At 62.6% G+C, this 22,096-nt stretch carries 17 protein-coding genes and 1 pseudogene; 9 read left to right on the top strand and 9 right to left on the bottom strand.

Features of this window, described 5'->3' with window-relative positions; genetic code table 11:
• Positions 1–347 precede the first annotated feature (347 nt).
• Together E5206_RS10850 and E5206_RS10845 are read right to left on the bottom strand one after the other, a co-directional pair.
• Complete coding sequence (locus E5206_RS10850; protein ID WP_136322487.1) at positions 348–1,559, bottom strand: IS110 family transposase; 1,212 nt, start codon at positions 1,557–1,559, stop codon at positions 348–350.
• 272 nt (positions 1,560–1,831) lie between these two features.
• Positions 1,832–3,031 carry an IS110 family transposase gene (locus E5206_RS10845; protein ID WP_136322486.1) on the bottom strand — a complete coding sequence of 400 codons (1,200 nt, stop codon included), beginning with the start codon at positions 3,029–3,031 and terminating at the stop codon, positions 1,832–1,834.
• A 536-nt stretch (positions 3,032–3,567) separates the two neighbouring features.
• Between E5206_RS10845 and E5206_RS10840 the strand changes: the two genes are divergently transcribed.
• Complete coding sequence (locus E5206_RS10840) at positions 3,568–4,707, top strand: hypothetical protein (protein WP_136322485.1); 1,140 nt, start codon at positions 3,568–3,570, stop codon at positions 4,705–4,707.
• A gap of 80 nt (positions 4,708–4,787) precedes the next feature.
• On the opposite strand, the gene E5206_RS10835 is transcribed toward E5206_RS10840, so the two are convergent.
• Positions 4,788–5,150 carry a hypothetical protein gene (locus E5206_RS10835; protein WP_136322484.1) on the bottom strand — a complete coding sequence of 121 codons (363 nt, stop codon included), beginning with the start codon at positions 5,148–5,150 and terminating at the stop codon, positions 4,788–4,790.
• Between the two features lie 36 nt (positions 5,151–5,186).
• Between E5206_RS10835 and E5206_RS10830 the strand changes: the two genes are divergently transcribed.
• Complete coding sequence (locus E5206_RS10830) at positions 5,187–6,863, top strand: alkaline phosphatase family protein (protein ID WP_136322483.1); 1,677 nt, start codon at positions 5,187–5,189, stop codon at positions 6,861–6,863.
• A gap of 410 nt (positions 6,864–7,273) precedes the next feature.
• Here E5206_RS10830 and E5206_RS10825 read toward each other — a convergent pair whose 3' ends face one another.
• On the bottom strand, positions 7,274–7,816 hold the full coding sequence (locus E5206_RS10825) for a hypothetical protein (protein ID WP_136322482.1): 543 nt from the start codon (positions 7,814–7,816) through the stop codon (positions 7,274–7,276).
• A 532-nt stretch (positions 7,817–8,348) separates the two neighbouring features.
• Here E5206_RS10825 and E5206_RS10815 point away from each other — a divergent pair.
• Positions 8,349–8,633: a hypothetical protein gene (locus E5206_RS10815; RefSeq protein WP_136322480.1), complete on the top strand. Its 285-nt coding sequence runs from the start codon at positions 8,349–8,351 to the stop codon at positions 8,631–8,633.
• A 243-nt stretch (positions 8,634–8,876) separates the two neighbouring features.
• Entirely contained in the window at positions 8,877–9,611 is a 735-nt protein-coding gene (locus E5206_RS10810) for a phosphatase PAP2 family protein (protein ID WP_136322479.1), read from the top strand.
• Positions 9,612–9,708: 97 nt separating this feature from the next.
• Here E5206_RS10810 and E5206_RS10805 read toward each other — a convergent pair whose 3' ends face one another.
• From E5206_RS10805 to E5206_RS10795, 3 genes are all read right to left on the bottom strand, one after another.
• Positions 9,709–10,359, bottom strand: coding sequence for a DedA family protein (locus E5206_RS10805; protein ID WP_136322478.1), 651 nt, complete (start codon positions 10,357–10,359; stop codon positions 9,709–9,711).
• Positions 10,360–10,797: 438 nt separating this feature from the next.
• Entirely contained in the window at positions 10,798–11,658 is an 861-nt protein-coding gene (locus E5206_RS10800; protein ID WP_240689635.1) for a hypothetical protein, read from the bottom strand.
• Positions 11,659–11,851: 193 nt separating this feature from the next.
• On the bottom strand, positions 11,852–12,061 hold the full coding sequence (locus E5206_RS10795; protein WP_205760077.1) for a hypothetical protein: 210 nt from the start codon (positions 12,059–12,061) through the stop codon (positions 11,852–11,854).
• Here E5206_RS10795 and E5206_RS10790 point away from each other — a divergent pair.
• From E5206_RS10790 to E5206_RS10770, 5 genes and pseudogenes are all read left to right on the top strand, one after another.
• Positions 12,039–12,623, top strand: a pseudogene (locus tag E5206_RS10790) (N-6 DNA methylase); the annotation flags it as partial. The gene E5206_RS10795 and the pseudogene E5206_RS10790 overlap by 23 nt on opposite strands.
• Positions 12,620–13,816, top strand: a complete 1,197-nt coding sequence (locus E5206_RS10785) for a restriction endonuclease subunit S (RefSeq protein ID WP_136322477.1) — start codon at positions 12,620–12,622, stop codon at positions 13,814–13,816. The pseudogene E5206_RS10790 and the gene E5206_RS10785, both read left to right, overlap by 4 nt.
• 71 nt (positions 13,817–13,887) lie before the next feature.
• On the top strand, positions 13,888–14,952 hold the full coding sequence (locus E5206_RS10780; protein ID WP_136322476.1) for a PDDEXK nuclease domain-containing protein: 1,065 nt from the start codon (positions 13,888–13,890) through the stop codon (positions 14,950–14,952).
• A gap of 74 nt (positions 14,953–15,026) precedes the next feature.
• Positions 15,027–18,173: a type I restriction endonuclease subunit R gene (locus E5206_RS10775; protein WP_240690168.1), complete on the top strand. Its 3,147-nt coding sequence runs from the start codon at positions 15,027–15,029 to the stop codon at positions 18,171–18,173.
• The gene (locus E5206_RS10770; protein ID WP_136322474.1) at positions 18,173–19,147 is read left to right on the top strand and encodes a 5'-nucleotidase; all 975 of its coding nucleotides are present in this window, start codon (positions 18,173–18,175) and stop codon (positions 19,145–19,147) included. The genes E5206_RS10775 and E5206_RS10770 overlap by 1 nt, the downstream gene beginning before the upstream one ends.
• 97 nt (positions 19,148–19,244) lie before the next feature.
• On the opposite strand, the gene E5206_RS10765 is transcribed toward E5206_RS10770, so the two are convergent.
• A complete protein-coding gene (locus E5206_RS10765; RefSeq protein ID WP_168709318.1) occupies positions 19,245–20,777 on the bottom strand; it encodes an ATP-binding protein in 1,533 nt (510 codons plus the stop codon).
• A 275-nt stretch (positions 20,778–21,052) separates the two neighbouring features.
• Positions 21,053–22,027: a class 1b ribonucleoside-diphosphate reductase subunit beta gene (gene nrdF, locus E5206_RS10760; RefSeq protein WP_136322472.1), complete on the bottom strand. Its 975-nt coding sequence runs from the start codon at positions 22,025–22,027 to the stop codon at positions 21,053–21,055.
• Between the last annotated feature and the right edge of the window lie 69 nt (positions 22,028–22,096).

Here is a 22,096-nt window from a genome sequence, read left to right as displayed (position 1 = left end):
CCAGTTTCGGAGGCGTCGCACTGATTCTTTTCGACGCCGGGAACTCCCAAGGCGCCGCCAAGGCTGGCATCATCGCCCTGGCACTGGCAGCATCGCCGTTTCCTGGTTCCTGGTCCACGCCCTCTTCGCCCTCCGCTAGGCGTCCCTGTACTACCGGGACGCAGCCGCCGTGGACTTCAACGAGACCACCCCGCCGAAGAAGGCGAGATCCTCCCGGGGCGGGGGGGGTGTCCCTATGTTCTTTGTCAAGCGTTCGGGGTGGATTTTTCTGGTCTGTGTGGCAGCGGGTTTGGGGCCAGGGGGTGTTGGCTGGCGAGGATGCCCGCCAGCTGCAGGGAGCGGGAGCGTCAGGCGGCTTTGGGCTTGGGTGCTTCGTAGAGGGTCATGTCGCGGAGCATGGCGAACAGGACGTCGCAGCGGCGCCGGGCGAGGGCGATGAGGGCCTGGTTGTGGCGTTTACCCTCGGCCCGTTTGCGGTCGTAATACGCCCGTGAGGCGGGGTCCTTCAGCGCGGCGAACGCGGAGAGGAAGAAGGCGCGTTTGAGGATTTTGTTGCCTTTCCTGGAGGGGTGGTCGCCGCGGATGGACGTCCCGGATCTCCACGTCACCGGGGCTAATCCGGAGTAGGAGGCCAGGTGTCCGGCGGTGTTGAAGTCCTTACCGATGACCTCGGTGATGATCCTTGCCTCTGTCCTGGCGCCGACCGCCGGCATGGATGTCAGGACGGTGTGAAGAGGGTGGGCCTCCACGATGGCCTCGACCCGGGTCAGGACCTCGGCGCGGGCAGCGCGCAGTTGGGCCAGCTGTGCGGCCAGGCGCGGCAGGACGATGCCGGCGGCACCGGTGCCGGCGACCACTACGGTCTGTTCGGACAGGGCGGTGAATATTTCTGCAGCCCAGCCCGTGCCGGCCCGCGGCGCCCATTTGCGCAGGTACTCGCCGACCCTGGTCTGGCCGGCCTTACGCAGGGCCGCCGGGGTCGGGTACTTGATCAGCAGCTCGGCCATCGCCGGGTGGTCCAGGTGCGGGCCGATGACCCGCTCCAAGGCGGGGTGGATCTGGGTCAGGAGCCCGCGGATCCGGTTCGAGGTTGCGGTGGCCTGTTGGGCCAGGTCGTCGTCGAAGCCGCAGAGCATGGACAGTTCCGCGGTCTGTTCGTCGGCAACCGCGATCGAGCGCAGGGTGTGCGGCATGGTGCGGGCGGCCTCGGCAATGATGAACGAGTCGCGGGCATCGGTCTTCGCCTCGCCGGGGTGCAGGTCGGCGATCCGGCGCATCGCCAGCCCGGGCAGGTAGCCGACCATGATCCCGGCGGCCTGCGCGACGGCGACAGGAAGGGCGCCGATGGTCGCGGGCTGATCCACAACCAGCAACAGCGTCCCGTGTTTGGTCAGGGAACCGATGATGGAGCGCAGTTTCGCCTCGTCCTGGGGCAGCGCCTTATCGAGGAGCTTCTTGCCCTCCCGGTTCAGCGCCACCGCGTGGTGGTTGGTCTTGCCGACGTCGACGCCGATGAAGACATCGACGAGATGGTGGTCCTTGATCACCGCTACCTCCAGTCATGAAACCCAATAAGAGAACGCCGGTCTGTCCTGCGGCCCCAGAGCTCGGCATCCACGTTACGGTCCGGCCTGCCACGGTCGAGTCTGCGACTGGTCTTGTCCCCATCAGCGATCCCCTGGCGCCTATCGCACCCCGGTGACAACACCCCCCGGATCATACGGTCGACTGGGGGTAAGAACCATGCCGGGACCGACAGGCCAGCAACCCCGATTCTTGCTCGTTCAGGGGCTATAAGAAAGGTAACGGGGGGGTGTCCCTATGCTTTTGGTCAAGCCGTTTGGGGAGCTTTTTCCTCGTAGAGTGTGCCGTTGCGGAGCATGGCATGGATGACGTCGCAGCGGCGGCGTGCCAGACAAATGACGGCGGCGTTGTGTTTCTTCCCTTCGGCGCGTTTCCGGTCGTAGTAGGCCTTGGAAACGGGGTCGTGGCAGGAGGCGATCCAGGCGGATCGGAAGAGTGCGTTCTTGAGTTCCTTGTTGCCGGAGCGGGCAGGGAATTCGCCACGGATGGACGTTCCGGACCGTCGAGTGACCGGTGCGATGCCCGCGTAGGCGGCGAGGTGGCCGGAGGTGCGGAAGCTGCTCCCGTCGCCGATGGTCAGGAGTATCGTGGCGGCGGTCTTGATGCCAACTCCCGGCATGGACATCAAGACCCGGGAAAGAGGGAAGTCGTCCAGGAGCTTTTCGACTTCTTCGGCCACGATGGTCCGTTGGCGTTTGAGTTCCTTGATCTGGGCGGCGACGCGCGGGATGACCAGCTCCACCGCCTCGGTCCCGGCGACGGTTACCGTCTGCTCGCCCAGGGCGGCGAACACGGCGTCGATGAGCGCGGCCGGGTCTTTGCGGCTGTGGTTGCGGACCCAGCGCAGCACATTCGACCGTCCCGCGGCACGAAGACCGGTCGGGCCCGCGTATCTGATCAGCATTTCCAGGACCAGGGAACGGGTAAGGACGGTGCCGGGAAAGGCCCGTTCCAGGGCCGGGAAGATCTGCAGCAGCAGGGACCGGAGCCGGTTGATCGCACGGGTGCATTCGTGGGTCAGATCCTCATCAAATCCGGAGAGCACCTTCAGCGCCGAGAGGACCTCGCTGTCACGGTCGACCGCGCGCAGAGTGTGCGGCATGGCGCGCGCCGTGGCCGCGATGATGAAGGCGTCACGGGCATCGGTCTTGGACTTTCCCGGGTAGAGGTCTGCCGCTTTGCGCATGGCCAGTCCCGGCAGATAAGCCACCTCGCAACCACAATCCCGGGCCACAGCAACCGGCAGCGCCCCGATGGTGTTGGGCTGGTCGACCACCACCAGGACCTGTCCGTGCTCCTGGAGTGCGGTAAACAGCATCCGGAGCCGTGCTTCGTCCTGCGGCAGCGGTTTGTCGAAAACCCGCTCCCCGGCGGCGTTGAGCGCGGTTGCATGATGTTCGCTCTTGCCGACATCGAGCCCGCAGAAGATGTCGAATTCCTGTTCCATACCGGCGCTCCTTTGCACCACCATATGGCCGCAGTCACGACACCCGATGCCGGCACCCACGTTACAAAGAGACCTGGACGCTATCGCCCGGCCGTGTCCCTATCAGCGGTCAGCAAGTGTCTCCGAACCCGGCGACAACACCCCCCGGATCATCAATGACAGGGCGAGAAAGTCATACCGGGTTCAGCGACCAAATCCCCGGCCTTCGGGGACCCAATAAATGTAACGGGCCACCCGTCCCAATGCCTTGGAATATGATGCGTGCCGCGTTGCCCCTGGCGGCCAAAAAGTAGTCCGACGTCGCGAAGCACGGCCGCACCGGCAGGCCCCCATGGGCATACAAGCCGGTGTCTACGGAAAGTCCAGCCGTCCGGTCGGCCGTTCTGGCGGTCGATGGCATCGGGGTCGGGCCGCCGGGAGGGTTGTTGGTTGTTCATTCCCGCGTTGCCGGCTGTTAGCCGTTCCATGGCTGGTCTCCCAGCCCGCTGCCCTACCTTGGCCGGGACCTCCCTTTCTCCCGACCGAAGGACTCTTCCGTGTCTGTTACAGCGAACAAGCTCAAGCGCACCTCCCTCGTCGTGATGGGTGCCGCGGTCACCGCCGCGGCCATGGCCTCCGCCGCCCTGCCTGCCTCCGCGACACAAAACCGCGAGGCGCCGGTCAACCCTGCCGGTTACATCGTGAAGACCTTCTCCCCCGTGGGCACCGAGTCGGCCCCCGACGACATCGCCCGGCTGGGCGATTCCATTTACGTCTCCTACCAGAACGGGGTCGGCCCCCTCGGCGAGCCCTCCGCGGCCGGAGCGGCCGCCAGCACCATCCAGCAGTACGGCCTCAACGGAACCCCCGGAAAGTCCTGGCAGGTCACCGGCAAGGTCGACGGGCTGACAGCCGACCCGGCCCACAACCGTCTCCTCCTGACCGCCAACGAGGATGGCAACTCCAGCATCTCCACCCTCACCCCGGACCAGCCGAAGCCGCTGACCACCTACGCATACTCAGGCCTGACCCACGGCGGCGGCACCGACGCCATATCCGTCAACGACGGCACCATCCTGGTCAGCGCCTCCGCCCCGGCCGACACCACCGGCCCCGCCGCGTACTCCGTTGACCTGCAAGGCACCACCGCCAAACTCACCCCGCTCTTCGGCGACAACGCCATGGCCACCGCCATGGCCACCGCCGCCAACGGCAACCACACCGGACAGCCGGAGTCTCTGGCCCTGACCGACCCGGACTCCAACACGATCGTCCCTGACTCCGCCCCACGGTTCAAGAACGCCTTCATGCTCGACGCCCAGGCGGACCAGCAACTGATCTTCGCTTCCAGCCCCGGCACCGGCCATCAGAGCCTCCAGACCCTGGCCGTCGCCCAGCCCCTGGATGACACCGTGTTCGCGGCCCACACAGGGCAGACACTGCTGGTTACCGATCCCAAAGACAACAAGGTCTTCTCCGTCACCGGCCCGTTCAAGGCCGGCCAGGCCGTCTCGACCGTCGTCCCCGACGCGGCCCCGGCCTACCTCGCGACCCTGGACTTGACCACCGGGGCCCTCACCCCGATCCCGGAACTGGCAGCCATCCACCCCAAGGGCTTGGCATTCACCGGGCAGGCCGCGGATAAGTCCGAGGGACACGAGGACAGCCGGCTGCAGGACGGCAACCAGACTCACTAAGGCCAAAACCCTTAGAGGCGCGTTTTATCAAACGGTCGTTGCAACATCCAGGATTTTCCGGGGCGTTGCAACGACCGTCCTCATTTGAAAGTAGAATTCACCGCAAACAGCAGGACTCCGCCGGCCGGATGCCAGCTTCCAGGAAAACCATCCACGCCCCGGCGGCCCGCCGAAGCATCCCCCGTAAAAATGGCGGCCAGGGAAATGCAAACCACCACGCCCGGCACCATCCACCGGGTCGCGCAATCGCGGGCCCAAAATCCGGCGGCAACCATGGCCACGACACCGTGCTGGGAACTGATCCCGACCGCACCTGCCTGTGAGTTTCCGAAAGGTTTCATGACGCACGGTTGAACCTGCGGTGAACCTTCGGCTGGGTCGCTCGAAAACAGAGGAGGAAAGGACCTGCCATCGGCAAGAATCCTCAAGGGGAAGCAAATCATTCCGTGATTTTCACATTGGCGAAGGGTCATATTTTGATGAAGTCAGCTAAGAAAAACGCGGTTGCCGCAGCCGGGGTTCTCGGTGCGGTCATGATGGCGGGTTCGGCAGTGGCGCCGGCGCTGGCCGACAACGGTCAGCACGGCAATGACGGCCAGAGCGGCAGGGGCGAAACTTCCAAGCATGTCCTGCTGCTTTCAGTGGATGGCATGCACCGGAAGGACCTGGACTGGTACGTCAAGAACCACCCGATGTCCTCCCTTGCTTCGCTCGTGAACCACGGCACGAGTTACACCCACGCCCAGACACCGGTGCCCTCGGACTCGTTCCCGGGACTCGTCGGCCAGATGACCGGCGGAAACCCCGGCACCACCGGGGTCTACTATGACGACACGTTCAACCGCGCCCTGTTGCCGGCCGGCACGACAGACTGCAAGAGCACCGCCCCGGGGGCCGAGGTGGCGTTCACCGAAGCGGCCGACAAGAACCCGCTCGCACTCGATGCCGGACAAGGTCTCAGCGGCCTGCCCGCAAGCATCCTGAACATGACGGGACACCCGGAAACTCTCCTGAATCCGGCCGCCCTCCCGGTGGATCCGGCGACATGCCAGCCGGTCTACCCGCATCAGTACCTGAAGGTGAACACCGTCTTCGAGGTCGCCAAGAGCGCCGGCCTGACCACGGCATGGGTGGACAAGCACCCGGCCTATGAAATCCTCAATGGGCCCTCAGGCAAGGGCGTGGACGACCTGTTCACCCCAGAAATCAACTCGAACGTCCCCTCGCCGTTCAACGGGGACTGGACCAAGGACAACGCAGCCACCCAGCAGTACGACGGGTACAAGGTCCAGGCCGTGCTGAACGAAATTGCCGGCAAAGACCACTCCGGGACCCAGACCGCCGCCGTGCCCGCTATCTTCGGCATGAACTTCCAGTCCGTCTCCACGGCGCAGAAACTCCCGACGTCCGACGGCATGACCGGCGGTTACCTTCCCGGCGGCGCCACCCCGGGCCCCCTGCTGAGCAAGGCCCTTGACTACATCAACGCCTCCGTCGGCAAGCTTCAGTCCGCACTGGAATCCACCGGCCACAGCAAAGACACCACGGTGATCCTGTCCGCCAAGCACGGCCAGTCACCCATGGATCCCGCTGCACTGACCCGGGTTCCGGACGGCGCGGTCATCGACGGCCTCAATGCGGCATGGAAGGCCGCCCACCCGACGTCCGCGGACCTGGTGGCATTCGCCACCGACGACGACATCATGCAGCTATGGCTCTCCGACCACTCCGAAGCCGCAGCACAGTTCGCCAAGGATTACCTCGCATCCCACCCGGCCGCGGGTAACGACATCAACAACGCCCCCAGGACGGTTCCAACCTCGGGACTCAGCAAGATCTACGCAGGAGGAGGAGTAGCCAAGTACCTCGGAACGACCACCAACGACTCCCGCTACCCCGATGTTCTGGGCATCGCACAGACCGGCGTGGTCTACACCGGCGGTCAGGGCAAGATCGCAGAGCACGGCGGAGCCTCCGCCGACGACCGGGACGTGCCCCTCGTCATCTCCGGCGCCACCGACGAAAATGCCCGAACCGTGACCAGCACCGTCGCCACCACGCAGATCGCCCCCACGATCCTCAAAACCCTCGGCCTGGACCCAAACAAACTGCAGGCAGTGCAGATCGAAGGAACCAAGGCCCTTCCTCAGCGCTGACCCCAGACAGGCCCGACACCGGAGGGCTTCCGCGGAAGCCCTCCTACGTCGCAACCGGCCGGAACCACCCCGGCGCTACCGGCTGATCAGCTTTCGCAGCCGATGCACTACGACCTGCCGTTTCCGTTCCCTGCCCTTCCGGCTGCGGCGCCGGAGGGCCAGTTTCATCAACGGCGCCTCCCTGGTCAAGCTGGCGGGGCCGTGATCGTCGATGCCTTCGACAAAGATGAGGCCGCCCGGACGCGGTCTGGCGGTCGCTGACGGGCTGCACGCCGTTCATGGATCGCACGTGCGCAGAAGGTGGTCTTCACATCCCGGCCGTTGTAGCGGCTTAACGAAAGACTCCCCGGGGCAATGCGCCGGGGAGTCTTTTACGTCATGTCGCAGGAGCGACGGTATTGCGGTGGATGTTAACGACCGCCGCCACCGATCACACCCTTTTCCACGGCCTTCGTAACGGCATCGGCTTCAGCCTGCGTCAGCGTGCCACCGGTCACGGACTTGTCCAGCTTGGTCTTCAGAGCAGCCGCGCGCGTCGCCTGCTCTGCGCCATGGATGTCTGTCAAGGCTGTGGTGACCTTCGCCTCGTCAATGCCCAGAGTCGTAGCCAGCGACTTGGCCATCGCTGCGTCCATGGCGGCGTGGTCAGGCTCGGTGCCCTCCGCCGGCTTCGTGGCGGCCTTGTTGGCATCACGGAAGGTCCTGAGAGCGGCCGTGACCTTAGCCTGGTCAACGCCGAGCTTCGAGGCAAGGTCTGCAGCCAGTTGTCCCCGGTCCGCGCCGTGGCCGCCGCGCATCCCGTGGTTGTCCGGATTATCGGTGGCGGCGCTGGAGCTTGTGCTTGGGGTAGGGGTCGGAGTAGTCGCTGAAGCCATGCCTGTGACTCCCAAGCCGAGGCCCAGGGCCAAGGCTGTGGCTGAGATCCCTAGCGTGATGTTCTTCTTACGTGACAACGTATCGTCTCCTCGCATTTCGACCGGCGGGTTTCACCGGCTTCACAGACCACGTTGCAGCACCAAGATCGGCAGCGGCTGTCCGGAAACTGTCGTTGCCCTGTGAATCCCAGCGGAAGGGCAGGGCAGTCCTGCCATCGGGCAGGGGAACGACCAGCGGGCACGCACAGAGCCGGACCTGATCGCCCCCCCTGGCTCATCGGCAACGACTTCCAACGGGTAGTCGGGCACCGCTCCACCTTGCACAGAACACCGGTGGTAGAGGTCAGCGGAGCCTGTGAGGCGCTTCGCGAGCTCGGCAATGACCCCGGGCCTGCCGCGCCAGAAGTCACGGACGACGTCGCGGAACTTCCCGTTCCACTCCACCCACCTCGGGGGATAGTTGCCGAGCTGGTAGCCGTCCGGGCCCGCGGAACAGCCGTGAACGCCGGGGCCATCTGGCGCCTTCTGAACCGGCCGGGGCATCAGGACATGCCGGAAGCCGATTGATAAGGGCGGTAAAGTGGGAGTCCTGATGAATCGAGGAGCAAGCATGGCGGACGACCTGGTATTTGATCAGGCTCATGACTCCACCCACGAGCTGGCCGGTGCTGTGGTGACGCGGGTGTTCTACATCGTCAATGCGGGCCCATATGCTTCATCCCCTGAATTCAGTGCCAGGGATCAGGCTGTCGCGTATGCGCGGGAACGCAGTGCTTCCGGTGAGTTCGGAGACCTCCTCCCGGCTGCGGTCGAGGTCGAGGTTCGTGCGGAATACCGGCTCAGCTCCGGCAGGACCACCCAATGCACGGTGGAAACGCTCACCGTCACGGCCTGACGCGAGGCGGGCACCCCTCCGGCTCCGGATGCCTCCTCAGAGGCCGGCCACGCGGCGCGGGTGTTTGATGTGTCCTGCCGCCCGGCATCTCAACGCCGGTGGTTCCCTAAAGCGGGCAAGCAACAAGTGATTCCCAGCATCTTCCCAAGAACCACTGGGAAACTTCTAGCCGCAGGCGCTCGCCATGCAGTGACGCGGGCTCATGTCCCGCGCCGCGGCGCCGACTGCACAGGGAAAGAATAAATGAAGCCGCCTTCACCCGCCGTCCCACCCCTGCACCTGCCGGGGCGTTCGTGGTGGCTGGTGCCCGCGTCCGCGGTCCTTTTCGCCATCGCGCTCACCATCGGATTCCTGGCAAAACTCTACGGCTCCCCCGGACCGGACCTCACCTGGGACGAAAGCCTGATTCCTCGCCGGACCACCGCACAGTCAGGCCTTGCGCTGGCCTTGAACACCCTTTTCTCTCCTGGCGGGAACATCATCATCCTGCTGCTGGCCTGCCTGGTCCTGGCGTTCGGACTCCGTAAACCGCTCACCGCACTGGCATTCGGATCCCTCACCAGCGTCGGCTGGCTGTCCTCGGAAATAGGCAAGCTCAGCGTCGCCCGGCTCAGTCCGCCCGCCGAGGCGACGCAAGCGCTGATAACGGAGACCGGCAACAACAGCTTCCCCAGCGGCCACACAGCGTTTGCCGCGTCGTTGGCCTGGGCCGTCGTCCTGGTGCTCGCACGCACCGGGACACAACGCACGATCACCGCCGTAGGCGGCGTTCTGCTGGCTGTCGCCGTCGGGCTTTCCCGCTTGTACCTGGGCGTGCACTATCCCAGCGACGTCATCGGCTCGCTGCTGATCAGCACCGCGGGCATTTTGCTGTGGCTGCCATTATGGAACAACCTCGTCGAGCCCCGCTTGCGCGGAATCGCTACCATCATGAGGCTGACAGGCACGACACGATCCCACCGCACAGCCACCAGCTGAAAACAAGCCGCATCTTACGGATACAGCGAGTGGGCGTAGTTGCGGTTATCTTGGTCTCGCTCCTCCCGGGGAACGGCGGCGCCCTGCGCGCCGGCGGTCATTGCTCCGGCTCCTGCGCGGAATCGGTCACGGCGCCGGCTTCAGAGCGGTCCCTGCGCGCCTTGCGGACCCGCCAGATGATGAACCCGATGACCACGACCGCCGCCACGACCGCGGTGATGTCATGTCCTGCAGCCTGGGCGACCGCCTCGTAGGAGTTGCCGGCCAAAAAACCGAGCAACACAAACCCTGTACCCCAGACCAGGCCGCCGGCGGCATTAAAGACAAGGAACCGGGGATAGTGCATCCGGGAGGTTCCGGCCAATGCCGGCATGACCGCCCGGAAGAACGCGGTAAACCGGCCCAGGAACACAGCCGATCCTCCCCGCCTGCGCAGGAAGGCTTGCGCCTTTTCAAGCTGGGCGCGGCGCTTATCCAGGACCTTCATATTCAAGACCCGGGCGCCGAAGTGCTTACCCACCTCATAGCCAACCGTGTCCCCGATGATCGCGGCCACCACCACAAGAACCATCATCACCCACAGCTCCACATGGCCACGGCTGGCGACCACCCCGCCCAGGACCGCCGCGGTCTCCCCCGGGATCACGAACCCGACAAACAAAGCGTCCTCGGCAAACACCAGCAAACCCACCAACACCAGCGCAAGGACCGGATCGACGCTCAGAATGGCGTCCACGAATCCGCTCACGATCCATCCCTTCCCGGGCTGAGGAAGCCGGGGGCATCGCTGAGGACGCAGCTAATACACGGCGCGACAACGACACTGGATCGCCAGGCCCGTTCCGGCAACCAACCATAAGTCGAACCGCCAACTAGCCCCCGAGAGGAGGAGGCAACAGAAGAAGAAAGAAAGTGTGAGACCCAAGGACACTTGGCGAAAAGCACCAGATGCGGACCACCGTAATTCCGAGGTTTTGGTGGACTACTGCCCATATCGGCTGACTGACCTAGGTTGGCGAAACTGATAGGCAATGTGAAGTATCACCCTGATAATAGCTGAAAGGTACACATCTTCGTGGCCACCTCATAGAAGCGAGGTGGCTTGTACCCACGCGCCTTGCTTCACGAACTCGCCCACTCTTCAGCGGGTACTCAACTGTAGCTTTCGAGCCTGCTGATCAGAAGGTCAGGGTTGGGCGTCGATCGTCTTGTTGCGTGCACGGATGAAATCCCTGCTGCGTTGTAAATACTCGAGGTATTCGTCGGGGGTCTTTGGAACTGCCGGTGTCCTGAAGTTGTCGAACGGGTGGAAGAACCGGATGGTGCCATCCTCATTGATGAGGTCCTGCAGTAGGAAGAATTCAACGTACCCGTCAAAGTCCTTGAACAGGGCGAAGAAGTCTGAATACCTGTCCAGGACTTCTCCGAATTTGTTCGACGGCTCACCTGAATAGTGGCGGCGGATGCATTCCAGGGTCACGTCGAAGCGGTCGGCGATGCTGGGGTTGAATCCCCGTGCACTATTGATCTCCATTTTTCTGCCGATGCGGTTGCCAGGAAACACGAGGGCGCTGCCGGCGGTGTAGCCGCCGTATTGGGGCAGTTCATGGGCCGAAATCTTCGCTATGGCTTTGGACGCCTTGTCCGTCAGCCTGGTGGTGATGGCGTCGCTGGCAAGAAGGAAGACACCCAGCTCGGACCGGTGCACGAGGTACCCGCCCGGCTCCGGTGCCAAATCGAACCGCCCTCCGCCGTAGGGCAGATCCTTGCTCCACAGCAGCTGGTGGTGCCTGCGCAGGGTCGGGCTGTGCTTGTCGGGGTCCTTTCCGGGCGGAGTATCCGAGCGGTAGTCAAAGGACGTATCGACGCCTGCGGTCATAGTGTTTCTCCCCCTGCTTGCCCGATTCAGCGGACATACCGTCACCGGTTCCGCTGCGTCGAGGCCACTGAGCGTGGCCAGCTCCCCGGCCGCCACAAAACGAGACTTTACCTCGCCGCCGCCCTCCAGGGCGTTCGCCGCACACATCTTGCGGGGCATTGCATTCATAGCGGCATCGACACGAATCCAGCTTGGCTTCTTCAGCCTCCGGGTGACCGACCACGGCGAACTGCAGCAGCACTGCCGTTTTGTGGACGAATTCGTACTCTGTCAGGAACTCCTAACAAAGAGTGCAGTATTTGAAGTGTCCGCCCAACGATAAGGCCCCCGCACGCGTCTGCGTGTGGGGGCCGTTTCGGTTTTACTCCTTCAGATTTCCCGGCAGTTCAGTCTTGTCTTTCTTCTTGGACTTGAACATCCCGGTGACCTTCCCGCCCACCGCGTCTGCGGCACCGGCGATTGCACCGCCGACGCCCTTGACCGCGGCGATCGCCTGGGGCTCATCTGGAATGCCGTCCCCGTCGAGGTCCACGCTACGGAACGGGCGCGGCGGCAGCGCTGGCGTGGTCATGGCCAACGGCTCCATGTCCTCCAACTCCGGCGGCGAGGGCGAGATCCGCGCCCAGCTCGTCGAGGCGGACCTGGTCTCCTGCATGGTGGCGCTGCCCACCCAGCTCTTCCGCAGCACCGGCATCCCCGTCTGCACCTGGTTCTTCGCCAAGGACAAGACCGCCGGCCCGCGCGGGTCCGTGGACCGGACCGGGCAGGTGCTGTTCATCGACGCCCGCAACCTCGGCTACATGGTGGACCGCGCCGAGCGCGCGCTCTCCGATGAAGACATCGCCAAGATCGCCAACACCTACCACGCCTGGCGCGGCACCGCTTCGGCGGTCGAGGCCGGTCTGGCGTACGACGACGAGGCCGGCTTCTGCTATTCGGCCAGCCTCGCGGAGGTCAAGGCAGCGGACTACGCGCTGACGCCGGGCAGGTACGTCGGTGCGGCTGACGTCGAGGACGACGGCGAGCCGATCGAGGAGAAGATCGCACGGTTGTCCAAGGAGCTGTTTGCACAGTTTGAGGAGTCTGAGCGGTTGGCCCAGGTTGTGCGGGAACAGTTGGGGAGGGTTTCGTGAACGGCTGGCGCTTCAGCCCCTTGGTGGACCTCGTGCAGGAACGACAGATCTCGTATGGAGTTGTCCAGCCAGGGAATGACTCGGCCACCGGCATCCCGATTGTTCGAGTGAAAGACGTCAGAAACGGGATTATCGATACGTCGAGTCCGATGCGAGTTGCCGAGGAGATCTCGCGGGCACACAGCCGTACGACGCTTGTAGGCGGCGAGCTTCTACTTACGCTGGTGGGAACGGTTGGCGAATCGGCAGTGGTTCCGGAGTCGTTAGCCGGGTGGAATGTAGCTCGAGCGATTGCCGTAATCCGTCCCGAAGGTGTCAGCTCCCGATGGTTGCAACTCTGCTTCGAATCACCCAAGACGATCGAATCGATCCGCGGTGTCCTAAACACAACCGTTCAAGCCACTCTGAACCTATCCGATCTCAAGCAGATCCCCATTCCAATACCACCAGAACCCATAAGGCTCGGTATTGAAGAAGTAGTGAGGGCCCTCGACGACAAGATCGCCGCCAACACGACGCTTGCTGGAACGGCTGAAAAGCTTGCGGCCACTGAATTTCATCGACGCGTTGGCCATCTACCCTTCTCCCAGCAAGCATTTGGAGATCTTGCAAAGGTGAGCGGTGGCGGCACCCCGAGTACTTCTATCCCAGAATTCTGGAGTGGGGACGTGTTGTGGGCGACTCCCACTGACGTGACTGCGCTCAAGGGGCCATATCTGTCCGCTACATCACGCCGGATTTCCGACGCGGGACTGGCGGCATGTGCTTCCGAACTCTACCCGCCGGGAGCGATTCTCATGACCTCACGGGCCACCATTGGCGCCTTCGCGCTGGCCCAGGAGCCGATGGCTGTCAATCAGGGGTTCATCGTCGTGCAGCCTCACGACCCGGATCTTCGTTTCTGGTTCTTCCACGAAATGCGGAGCCGCGTGGAAGAATTTATTTCGTTGGCAAACGGAGCAACGTTTCTTGAATTAAGCCGTGGCAATTTTAAGAAGTTCAAAGTGCGGCTTGCCGAGCCGCACGTCATGGAGCAGTTTGTCGCCCTGGCGGAGCCACTTCATGCGGCAGCCGCAAACGCGCTTTCGGAGAACGCCAAATTGGCCGCCACCCGCGACGCGCTCCTCCCCCAACTCATGTCCGGCAAACTGCGGGTCAAGGATGCGGAAGCGCTGGTCGCCGCCGCAGTGTGACGCCGCCAAGAATGTCAGGGCCCGCGGATACGTTCGAGGTGAAATGACCGCCCGGGAAGGAACCGATCAGCATGGCATCAGCAGCGTCGTTTGAATCAACGCCCGCGAAGTCCAGCATGCCGGATTGGTACCCGGAGCTGCTGGCGTCCGTATCCACCGAGGTCCGTTCGGGTCGTTCCAGGGCAGTTTCAGCCGCCAACCGGGAGATGCTGCTGTCCTACTGGTCGATTGGCAACGAGTTGGCCAAGCGGGAGTCTGCGCAAGGATGGGGCAGTAGAGTGGTCACGCGGCTCTCGGCTGACGTCCGCTCGGCCTTTCCTGAGGCAAGAGGATTCTCGCCGCGAAATCTCCGCTACATGAAGTCGTTCGCTGAAGCGTGGCCGAACTTTCCAATGTTGCAAGCGCCGCTTGCAACATTGCCTTGGTACCACCAAATCGCCCTGCTAGAGAAGCTCAGCGACCCGGAGACCCGCCTCTGGTACGCGGCTGCGGCCGTCGAACATGGCTGGTCCCGGACCGTGCTGGTCCACCAAATCGAAGGCAAGCTCCACGCGCGCGCCGGCAAGGCGATCACCAACTTCAAGGCGACCTTGCCGCCGTCGGACTCCGACCTGGCCCAGCAGTCCTTCAAGGACCCGTATGTCTTCGACTTCGTGTCTATGACCGGCAAACGGAACGAACGCGAGCTTGAGGGCCAGCTAGTCCTGCACGTCGAAAACTTCCTTCTGGAACTCGGCCAGGGCTTCGCCTTCGTGGGCCGGCAGTACCGTTTGACGATCGGCGAGGACGAGTTCTTCGCCGATCTGCTGTTCTACAACTTCAGGCTGCGCTGCTTCGTGGTGGTCGAGCTGAAGGCCACCGCCTTCAAGCCCGAGTATCTGGGCCAGATCAACATGTACATGTCCGCCGTGGACGATCTCCTGGCCCGTGCTGACGACCAGCCGACCATCGGGCTGCTGCTGTGCAAGACCAAGAACAATGTGGTGGCTGAGTACTCCCTACGTGGATTCTCCAAACCGATCGGCATCGCCGAATGGGAATCCGAGATCGTGAAGTCGCTGCCCGAGGAGTTCGCCTCCAGCCTTCCCAGCATCAGCGAACTCGAAGCCGAACTTTCAGGCGATAATTCAGAGTGACATCCGGTCAACCAGGGGGAACCACCGTGACAGCAGCACCCACAGTAGCCTTTTCCGAAGCCGACTGGGAGGGCATGGCCCTGGAGCTCCTGGCCGAGCCGCTCGGCTGGCGGCCGGTTTCCGGGCAGGACATCACGCCCGGCACCGGCGAGCGGGACTCCTGGGACGAGCTGCTGATCCGGCCCCGGCTGCTGGCCGCCCTGCAGCGGTTCAACCCGACGGTCCCGGTCCAGTACCTGCAGCAGGCCCTCGCGGAGATCGCCTCGCCCAAGTCCAACGACGCCATCACCGAGAACCACCGGATCCACAACTACCTCGTGGACGGCTACCGGCTCAGCTACATCGACTCGGACGGCAACGAGGCCAACCCCACCATCCACCTGCTCAGTGCCGACCCGGACCAGAACGACTGGCTCGCCGTCAACCAGGTCACCCTGGTGCAGGGCGACTACAAACGCCGCTTCGACGTCGTGCTCTACTGCAACGGCATGCCGGTGAGCATCATCGAGCTGAAGAAGGCCGGCAGCGCCACGGCCGACGTCGCCGCCGCGCACGCCCAGCTGCAGACCTACCTGCGCGAGTTCCCCCTGGCGTTCCGCTTCTGCGTGTTCACGCTCGCCTCGGACGGGATCCAGGCAAAGTACGGCACGCCGTTCACTCCCCTCAACCACTTCTCGCTGTGGAACGTCGACGACGACGGCGTGCCCGTCGCGCCCGGGTTCATGGAAGACGGCGAGGCCGTGACGGCGCTGGAGACCGCGCTCAACGGGCTCTACAACGTGGACCGTTTCCTGCAGCTGACGCGCAATTTCACCGCGTTCGACGGCGGCCCGGACGGGCTGAGCAAGCGCATCGCCAAGCCGCACCAGTATTTCGCCGTGACCAAGGCTGTGGGAAGCGCCATCCAGGCGGTGGCCAGCAACGGCAAGGCCGGCGTCGTCTGGCACACCCAGGGCTCGGGCAAGTCCATGGAGATGGAGCTCTACGCCAATCTGGTGGCCCGGAGCCCCCAGCTCAAGAACCCGACCGTCGTCGTCATCACGGACCGCAATGAACTCGACGGCCAGCTGTTCGAGGGCTTTGACCGGAGCCTGCTGCTGGCCGAGTCCCCCAAGCAGATCCGCAAGCGCTCCGAACTCCGGGACGAACTGAGCAACCGGACCACCGGTGGCATCTACTTCACCACGCTGCAGAAGTTCGGCCGCAGCAAGTCGGAGAAGGACGCCGGCACCGACCACCCGCTGCTGTCCGACCGGCGCAACATCATCGTGGTAGTGGACGAGGCACACCGTTCCCACTACGACGACCTGGACGGCTACGCCCGGCACCTCCGCGACGCGCTGCCGCACGCGACGCTGATCGCGTTCACCGGGACGCCGATCTCCTTTGATGACCGCAACACCCAGGACGTGTTCGGCGAGTACATCGACATCTACGACCTCTCCCGGGCGGTGGAGGACGGCGCCACGGTGCCGGTGTACTTCGAGCCGCGGCTGATCAAGGTGGAACTGGCTTCCGGCGTCACCGAGGAGGTCCTGGACCAGGCTGCCGACGAGGCCACGCTGGGCCTGGACGATACCGAGCGGGCGCGCATCGAGGCGAGTGTCGCCGTCGTGAACGCCGTCTACGGCGCGCCGCAGCGGACCGCGGCGCTGGCCGCGGACCTGGTGGCGCACTGGGAGAACCGCCGCGCCCGGATGGGCAAGTTCATCGAGGCGCCGGGCAAGGCGATGATCGTGGGCGGCACTCGGGAAATTTGCGCGAAGCTGTACACGGCGATTGTGGAACTGCGGCCCGAGTGGCATTCCGACGACCTCGCCAAAGGCAAGATCAAGGTGGTCTACTCCGGCACCGCGTCCGATGTGCCGCCGGTGTCCGACCACGTGCGCCGCGACTCGCTGAATGCCACGGTGAAGGAGCGGCTCAAGGATGTGGACGACGAGCTGGAACTGGTGATCGTCAAGGACATGATGCTCACCGGTTACGACTCCCCGCCCCTGCATACGCTGTACCTGGACCGGCCGCTCAAGGGCGCGCTGCTGATGCAGACCCTGGCCCGGGTGAACCGCACCTTCCGCGGCAAGCAGGACGGGCTGCTGGTGGCGTATGCGCCGCTGGCGGAGAACCTGGCCAAGGCGCTGGGCGAATACACGCAGTCGGACCGGACGAATAAGCCGGTGGGGCGGAATGTGGATGAAGCGGTAGGCGCTGCCCTTGGCCTGGTGGATTCCCTGCGGGGGCTGCTGGCCGGTTACGACTGGAAGGGTGTGCTGCTGAAGGGCGGCCCGAAGGCGTTCCTGAACGCCGTCACCGGGGCCGTCAGTTACCTGCGGAGCCCTGGCACGCCCGGCAACCGGCCGGCTGAGGGCGAAGAGTCGCTGGCCGCGAAGTACCGCAGGTTCTCCAGCCAGCTGTCCCGGGCGTGGGCGCTGTGCTCGGGGTCCGATACGCTGGCCGAGCTGAGGCCGGAGATCCAGGTGTACGAGGAGATCCGCGTCTGGATGGCGAAGTACGACGCGGCCGACCGGCAGGCCAGCGGCGAGCCGGTGCCGGAGGAGATCCAGCGGCTCCTGGGTGACCTGATCGCGTCGGCGACCTCCTCCGGGGAAGTGCTGGACATCTATGAGGCCGCGGGCATGCCGAAGCCATCCTTGGACGATCTGACGCCGGAGTTCATCGCCAAGACCCAGCAGGCCCGGAACCCGCAGCTGGCCATCGAGGCCCTGCGGAAGCTGATCGCCGACGAGTCGGCGAAGACGACGCGCAACAACGTGATCCGGCAGCGGGCGTTCTCCGAGCGGATCACCGAGCTGATGAAGAAGTACACCAACCAGCAACTGACGTCCGCAGAGGTGATCGCGGAGCTGGTGGAGCTGGCGCGTGAAGTGGCCGCCGAAGGCAACCGGGGATCCCGGTTCACTCCCCCGCTGAATTCGGACGAGCTGGCGTTCTACGACGCCGTGGCTTCCAATGAATCGGCCGTGGCAGTCCAGGGCGAAGGGAAGCTGGCGGAGATCGCGCGGCAGCTCGTTGGCGTCATGCAGCGCGATGTGCGCACCGACTGGACGGTCCGGGACGATGTCCGGGCCAAGCTGCGCTCGTCGATCAAGCGGCTCCTGGTCCTCAACGGCTACCCGCCGGACAAGCAGCCGGAGGCCATCAAGCTGGTCATGGAGCAGATGGAGTCTATGGCCCCGCGGTTTGCCGAGGCGCGAGCGTAATGTCAAAGCTGGATGATGTACTAGTAATTGGAATAGCCTCAAGCGCCCTATTCAATTTGAGCGAAGGGCATTGCATCTTTACGGACGAAGGGGTGGACGCATACCGCGCCTATCAGCTGAAGAATCGGGACTCAATCCTCAACCCCGGTACTGCGTTCGAATTTGTGAGAAAGATCCTGGCTCTGAACGATCTCGCCTTCGATAGGAGACTTGTCGAAGTAGTGCTCCTATCCAGAAATAGTCCCGATACTGGTCGTAGGATAATGACATCCATCAAATATTACGGTCTAGACATTTCGCGAGCAGTCTTCACACAGGGGCGTTCACCGTACGTTTATCACGAAGCCTTCGAAATTGATCTATTCCTGTCAGAAAACGACAGTGACGTACGTGAAGCGATCAAGCTAGGGTGTCCTGCGGGAAGAGTGTATCCCGCCCGGGAGCCCCTGCTACCTGCCCTGATCGAGCATTCACTGACCATCGCGTTCGACTTTGACGGCGTACTTGCGGATGACTCGTCTGAGAAAGTCTATGCGGAGGGTGATCTCCAGAGTTTTCTCATTCATGAAGTCGACAATATGGACGTACCTGCAATTGATGGACCCATCAAGCCGTTTTTCATGGCCATTGCTGCAATTCAGGCCCGAGAAACTCAGAGAAAGGATTCCGACTCAACCTACCAACGCCGCCTCCGATCTTCCATCGTTACGGCCCGGAACAGCCCTGCCGACCTCCGAGTACTCAACACGCTTGAGTCTTGGGGGGTAACCGTTGACGACGCTTTCTTCCTGGGTGGACTTAAAAAGGGCCCTGTATTGAGCGTGCTGAAACCAGACATCTTCTTCGACGACCAAAAGGTTCACATCGAGGACGCTGCAAAGCACACGATGTCAGCCCACGTGGTATTCGGCGTCAGAAATGAAAAATCTTCTGCACCGGTCCACACTGAAAGGCCAGCGAGGGTTTCTCGCTAAAAGAGCAGCTTCGTGCATCCAGTCCGCGCCTGGGGGAATCCTATTCGAGAAATCGAACACGCATCATTTTGCCTGTCGCCCGTGCCAGACGAGCGATTCATTGAAGTTTCAGGCGCTTCCTGCGTGGTTGCTTTGACGGTTGCCGCCGCTGTCCACTGATTCGGGCGGCACTTACTGCCTTGGGCTCTGGGTCTTGTCCTGCCGCCAGGTCAAACGAAAGCTGCTGCGCCCCAGATGACGGTTGCTCCACTGGAGCCGCGTTCAACGATAGGGCCACTCTCCGCCATGCGGACAGCGAGCCCTTCTTGCCCGGAACCTTTTCGAGGCTTCCTGCTTTTTGCAAATTGTAAAACCGTTGTTTGACGAGGTTTTCGGAATGAATCCCTGTTATCTCCCGCGCTGCTTTATTGGTGATCTCGTCATGGCTCTCTAAATATTCCAAGATGAGTTCTTCTGGCCGGGCCAGAGGCGTATGCCCAATCCTCACCACAAAGTAATTACCCTCAAACCTAAACTCAGGATCCTTTAGCTTTGCCTCTTTCATTTTCGCGAAAGCAGTCTGAAGACCTTCGCCAATGTCTTTGTTCGGCGGGTCAGGATACTTGTTGAGCAGCCGGACGACGGTGCCATTTCTGGATGCGCGGTCGGTGAAGATATTCTGGAGTGTAATGTGGCCGGGGAGCTTGCCTGGGCTGTGCACTTCGACCCTGTTATTAAAAATGTAAATGAGAATATCATCCGCTAAGTTATAGTCCCGGTGGATGACCGCGTTAACAATGATCTCTTTCAATGTTTCAGGCGGATACCGCGTTGGCACTAGTTGTCCCGACGAATCCCTAGTTTGGACCGCTTGAATCTCCTCAGAAACAGCATCCAGTGCTTGGTCGATCAGGCTTCGCGCAGGGCCTTCCAAAGAACGCGGAACACCCTTCAGGTAGTCCCGATTTGCCTCTTCCAGGTCGGTTTCATACCGAGCTATTTTGATTCCACATCTCTTGCTGAGAATGCTCTGCGGATGTTCGGCGAAGAGCAGGGCCGCCGATACCTTCATGCCCTCTGTTTTTCGGTTGTACAACCTCTCACGCCGAAGGAAGTCCTCGGGCCTCATTGCAGGGCTGATGCTCAAAAGAAAGTCCTTGAGTTCCTGCTCCTCAGCCGCCTCCTCCAGGAAGTAATCGCCCAGTTCCTGATCCTCGTATGAAACTGCGCCTTTAGACAGGCTCAGGTTCACGATCTCTTGCCCGGTGATCTCCGTGGACGCAGCGTGGTGCCGGACGTACACCTTTCCACCGGCGGTGTAGTGAACATCTCCACTCTTCGTGATGGTCACCAGGCACACGAACCCCCGGTTCTCTTGCCCCTCAATTTCCAGATAGTCCACTGAGTAGGGAAGCGGCGGCTCGCAGTCTTGAGACAACGCCTGATGGACGGGGTTCAGCTCCTCGATGGAGCCATAGCCTTGCCAGCGTTCCAAGCTTACGACTGACGTCTTCACGTCTTCGATTCCGAGCGCAAATTCCCCGCCATCACCATTTGCTAAAGCAACGGCGATCTTCTGAATAACCGACCCCTTAGCCTGCTGGCTCTTCACGTCCCAGAAGTGTGATTCCTCGCGTTCAATCAAGCTCACCGCTTCTTCCAAGGTGATGGTTCGGCGTTCCAAGGTTCCCCAGTTCCGTCGTTGTGGCTTGTTCTCTTAATGATTGCGAGATCCAGGTGCTACGTCGTTATCTTTTTCGTGGCAAGTTATTGCCCAGATTCGCCCACTTCCACATACACGCCGGAATTAATGTCTGACGCGAAAGCAAGGTGAGGCGCGCGGTCTAATTGCATTATTTGCAAGGCACAGACTATTTGTAGGACGTGGAGCCTCCCGGACTAGGTCGACATCTCACAAGAGAGAGACTAGAAGTCCCAGTCGTCATCCTCAGTATTGACAGCCTTACCAATCACATATGAAGACCCCGACCCCGAGAAGAAGTCATGGTTCTCGTCCGCATTCGGCGACAGGGCCGAGAGGATCGCCGGGCTCACGTCGGTGACAGAAGCCGGGAACATGGCCTCGTAGCCCAGGTTCATCAGGGCCTTGTTGGCGTTGTAGTGCAGGAACTTCTTGACGTCCTCGGCCAGGCCGACGGAGTCGTACAGGTCGTGCGTGTACTGGACTTCGTTCTCGTACAGCTCGAAGAGCAGCTCGAAGGTGTAGTCCTTGATTTCCTGCTTGCGCTCCTCGGAGCACTTCTCGAGGCCCTTCTGGAACTTGTAGCCGATGTAGTAGCCGTGCACGGCCTCGTCGCGGATGATCAGGCGGATCAGGTCGGCAGTGTTCGTCAGCTTGGCCCGTGAGGACCAGTACATCGGCAGGTAGAAGCCCGAGTAGAACAGGAAGCTCTCCAGCAGCGTGGAGGCCACCTTGCGCTTCAGGGGGTCGTCGCCCTGGTAGTAGTCCATGACGATCTGGGCCTTCTTCTGAAGGTTCTCGTTCTCGGTGGACCAGCGGAACGCCTCATCGATCTCCTTGGTGGAGGCCAGCGTGGAGAAGATCGAGGAGTAGCTCTTGGCGTGCACGGACTCCATGAAGGCGATGTTCGTGTACACAGCCTCTTCATGCGGCGTGATCGCATCCGGAATCAGCGAGACGGCGCCGACGGTGCCCTGGATGGTGTCCAGCAGGGTCAGCCCGGTGAATACGCGCATGGTGAGCTGCTGCTCGTCCGGGGTCAGCGTCGCCCACGACTGCACGTCGTTGGACAGCGGCACCTTCTCCGGCAGCCAGAAGTTGTTGACCAGCCGGTTCCAGACATCCACATCCTTGTCATCCTGGATGCGGTTCCAGTTGATCGCTTCGACGTGACTAAGCAGCTTGACCTTCTCGGTCATATCGTCCTCATTACCTAGGGTTCTTCGTTAAGTTAAGCGTACGACGGCGGGCGGTGGCCCGCCGTCGTA

Origin of the sequence: Arthrobacter sp. PAMC25564 (assembly GCF_004798705.1) — a bacterium.
GTDB lineage: Bacteria > Actinomycetota > Actinomycetes > Actinomycetales > Micrococcaceae > Arthrobacter.
The sequence above is the reverse complement of the archived record's forward strand: the minus strand, read 5'-3'. Positions and strand labels throughout refer to the sequence as shown.

Coding starts and splice junctions, on each gene's coding strand:
- E5206_RS10845 (WP_136322486.1), bottom strand. CDS start 3,031: ATGGAACAGGAATTCGACATCTTCTGCGGGCTCGATGTCGGCAAGAGC.
- E5206_RS10835 (WP_136322484.1), bottom strand. CDS start 5,150: ATGATTTGCTTCCCCTTGAGGATTCTTGCCGATGGCAGGTCCTTTCCT.
- E5206_RS10830 (WP_136322483.1), top strand. CDS start 5,187: ATGAAGTCAGCTAAGAAAAACGCGGTTGCCGCAGCCGGGGTTCTCGGT.
- E5206_RS10815 (WP_136322480.1), top strand. CDS start 8,349: ATGGCGGACGACCTGGTATTTGATCAGGCTCATGACTCCACCCACGAG.
- E5206_RS10810 (WP_136322479.1), top strand. CDS start 8,877: ATGAAGCCGCCTTCACCCGCCGTCCCACCCCTGCACCTGCCGGGGCGT.
- E5206_RS10800 (WP_240689635.1), bottom strand. CDS start 11,658: ATGAATGCAATGCCCCGCAAGATGTGTGCGGCGAACGCCCTGGAGGGC.
- E5206_RS10795 (WP_205760077.1), bottom strand. CDS start 12,061: ATGACCACGCCAGCGCTGCCGCCGCGCCCGTTCCGTAGCGTGGACCTC.
- E5206_RS10780 (WP_136322476.1), top strand. CDS start 13,888: ATGGCATCAGCAGCGTCGTTTGAATCAACGCCCGCGAAGTCCAGCATG.
- E5206_RS10775 (WP_240690168.1), top strand. CDS start 15,027: ATGGCCCTGGAGCTCCTGGCCGAGCCGCTCGGCTGGCGGCCGGTTTCC.
- E5206_RS10770 (WP_136322474.1), top strand. CDS start 18,173: ATGTCAAAGCTGGATGATGTACTAGTAATTGGAATAGCCTCAAGCGCC.
- nrdF (WP_136322472.1), bottom strand. CDS start 22,027: ATGACCGAGAAGGTCAAGCTGCTTAGTCACGTCGAAGCGATCAACTGG.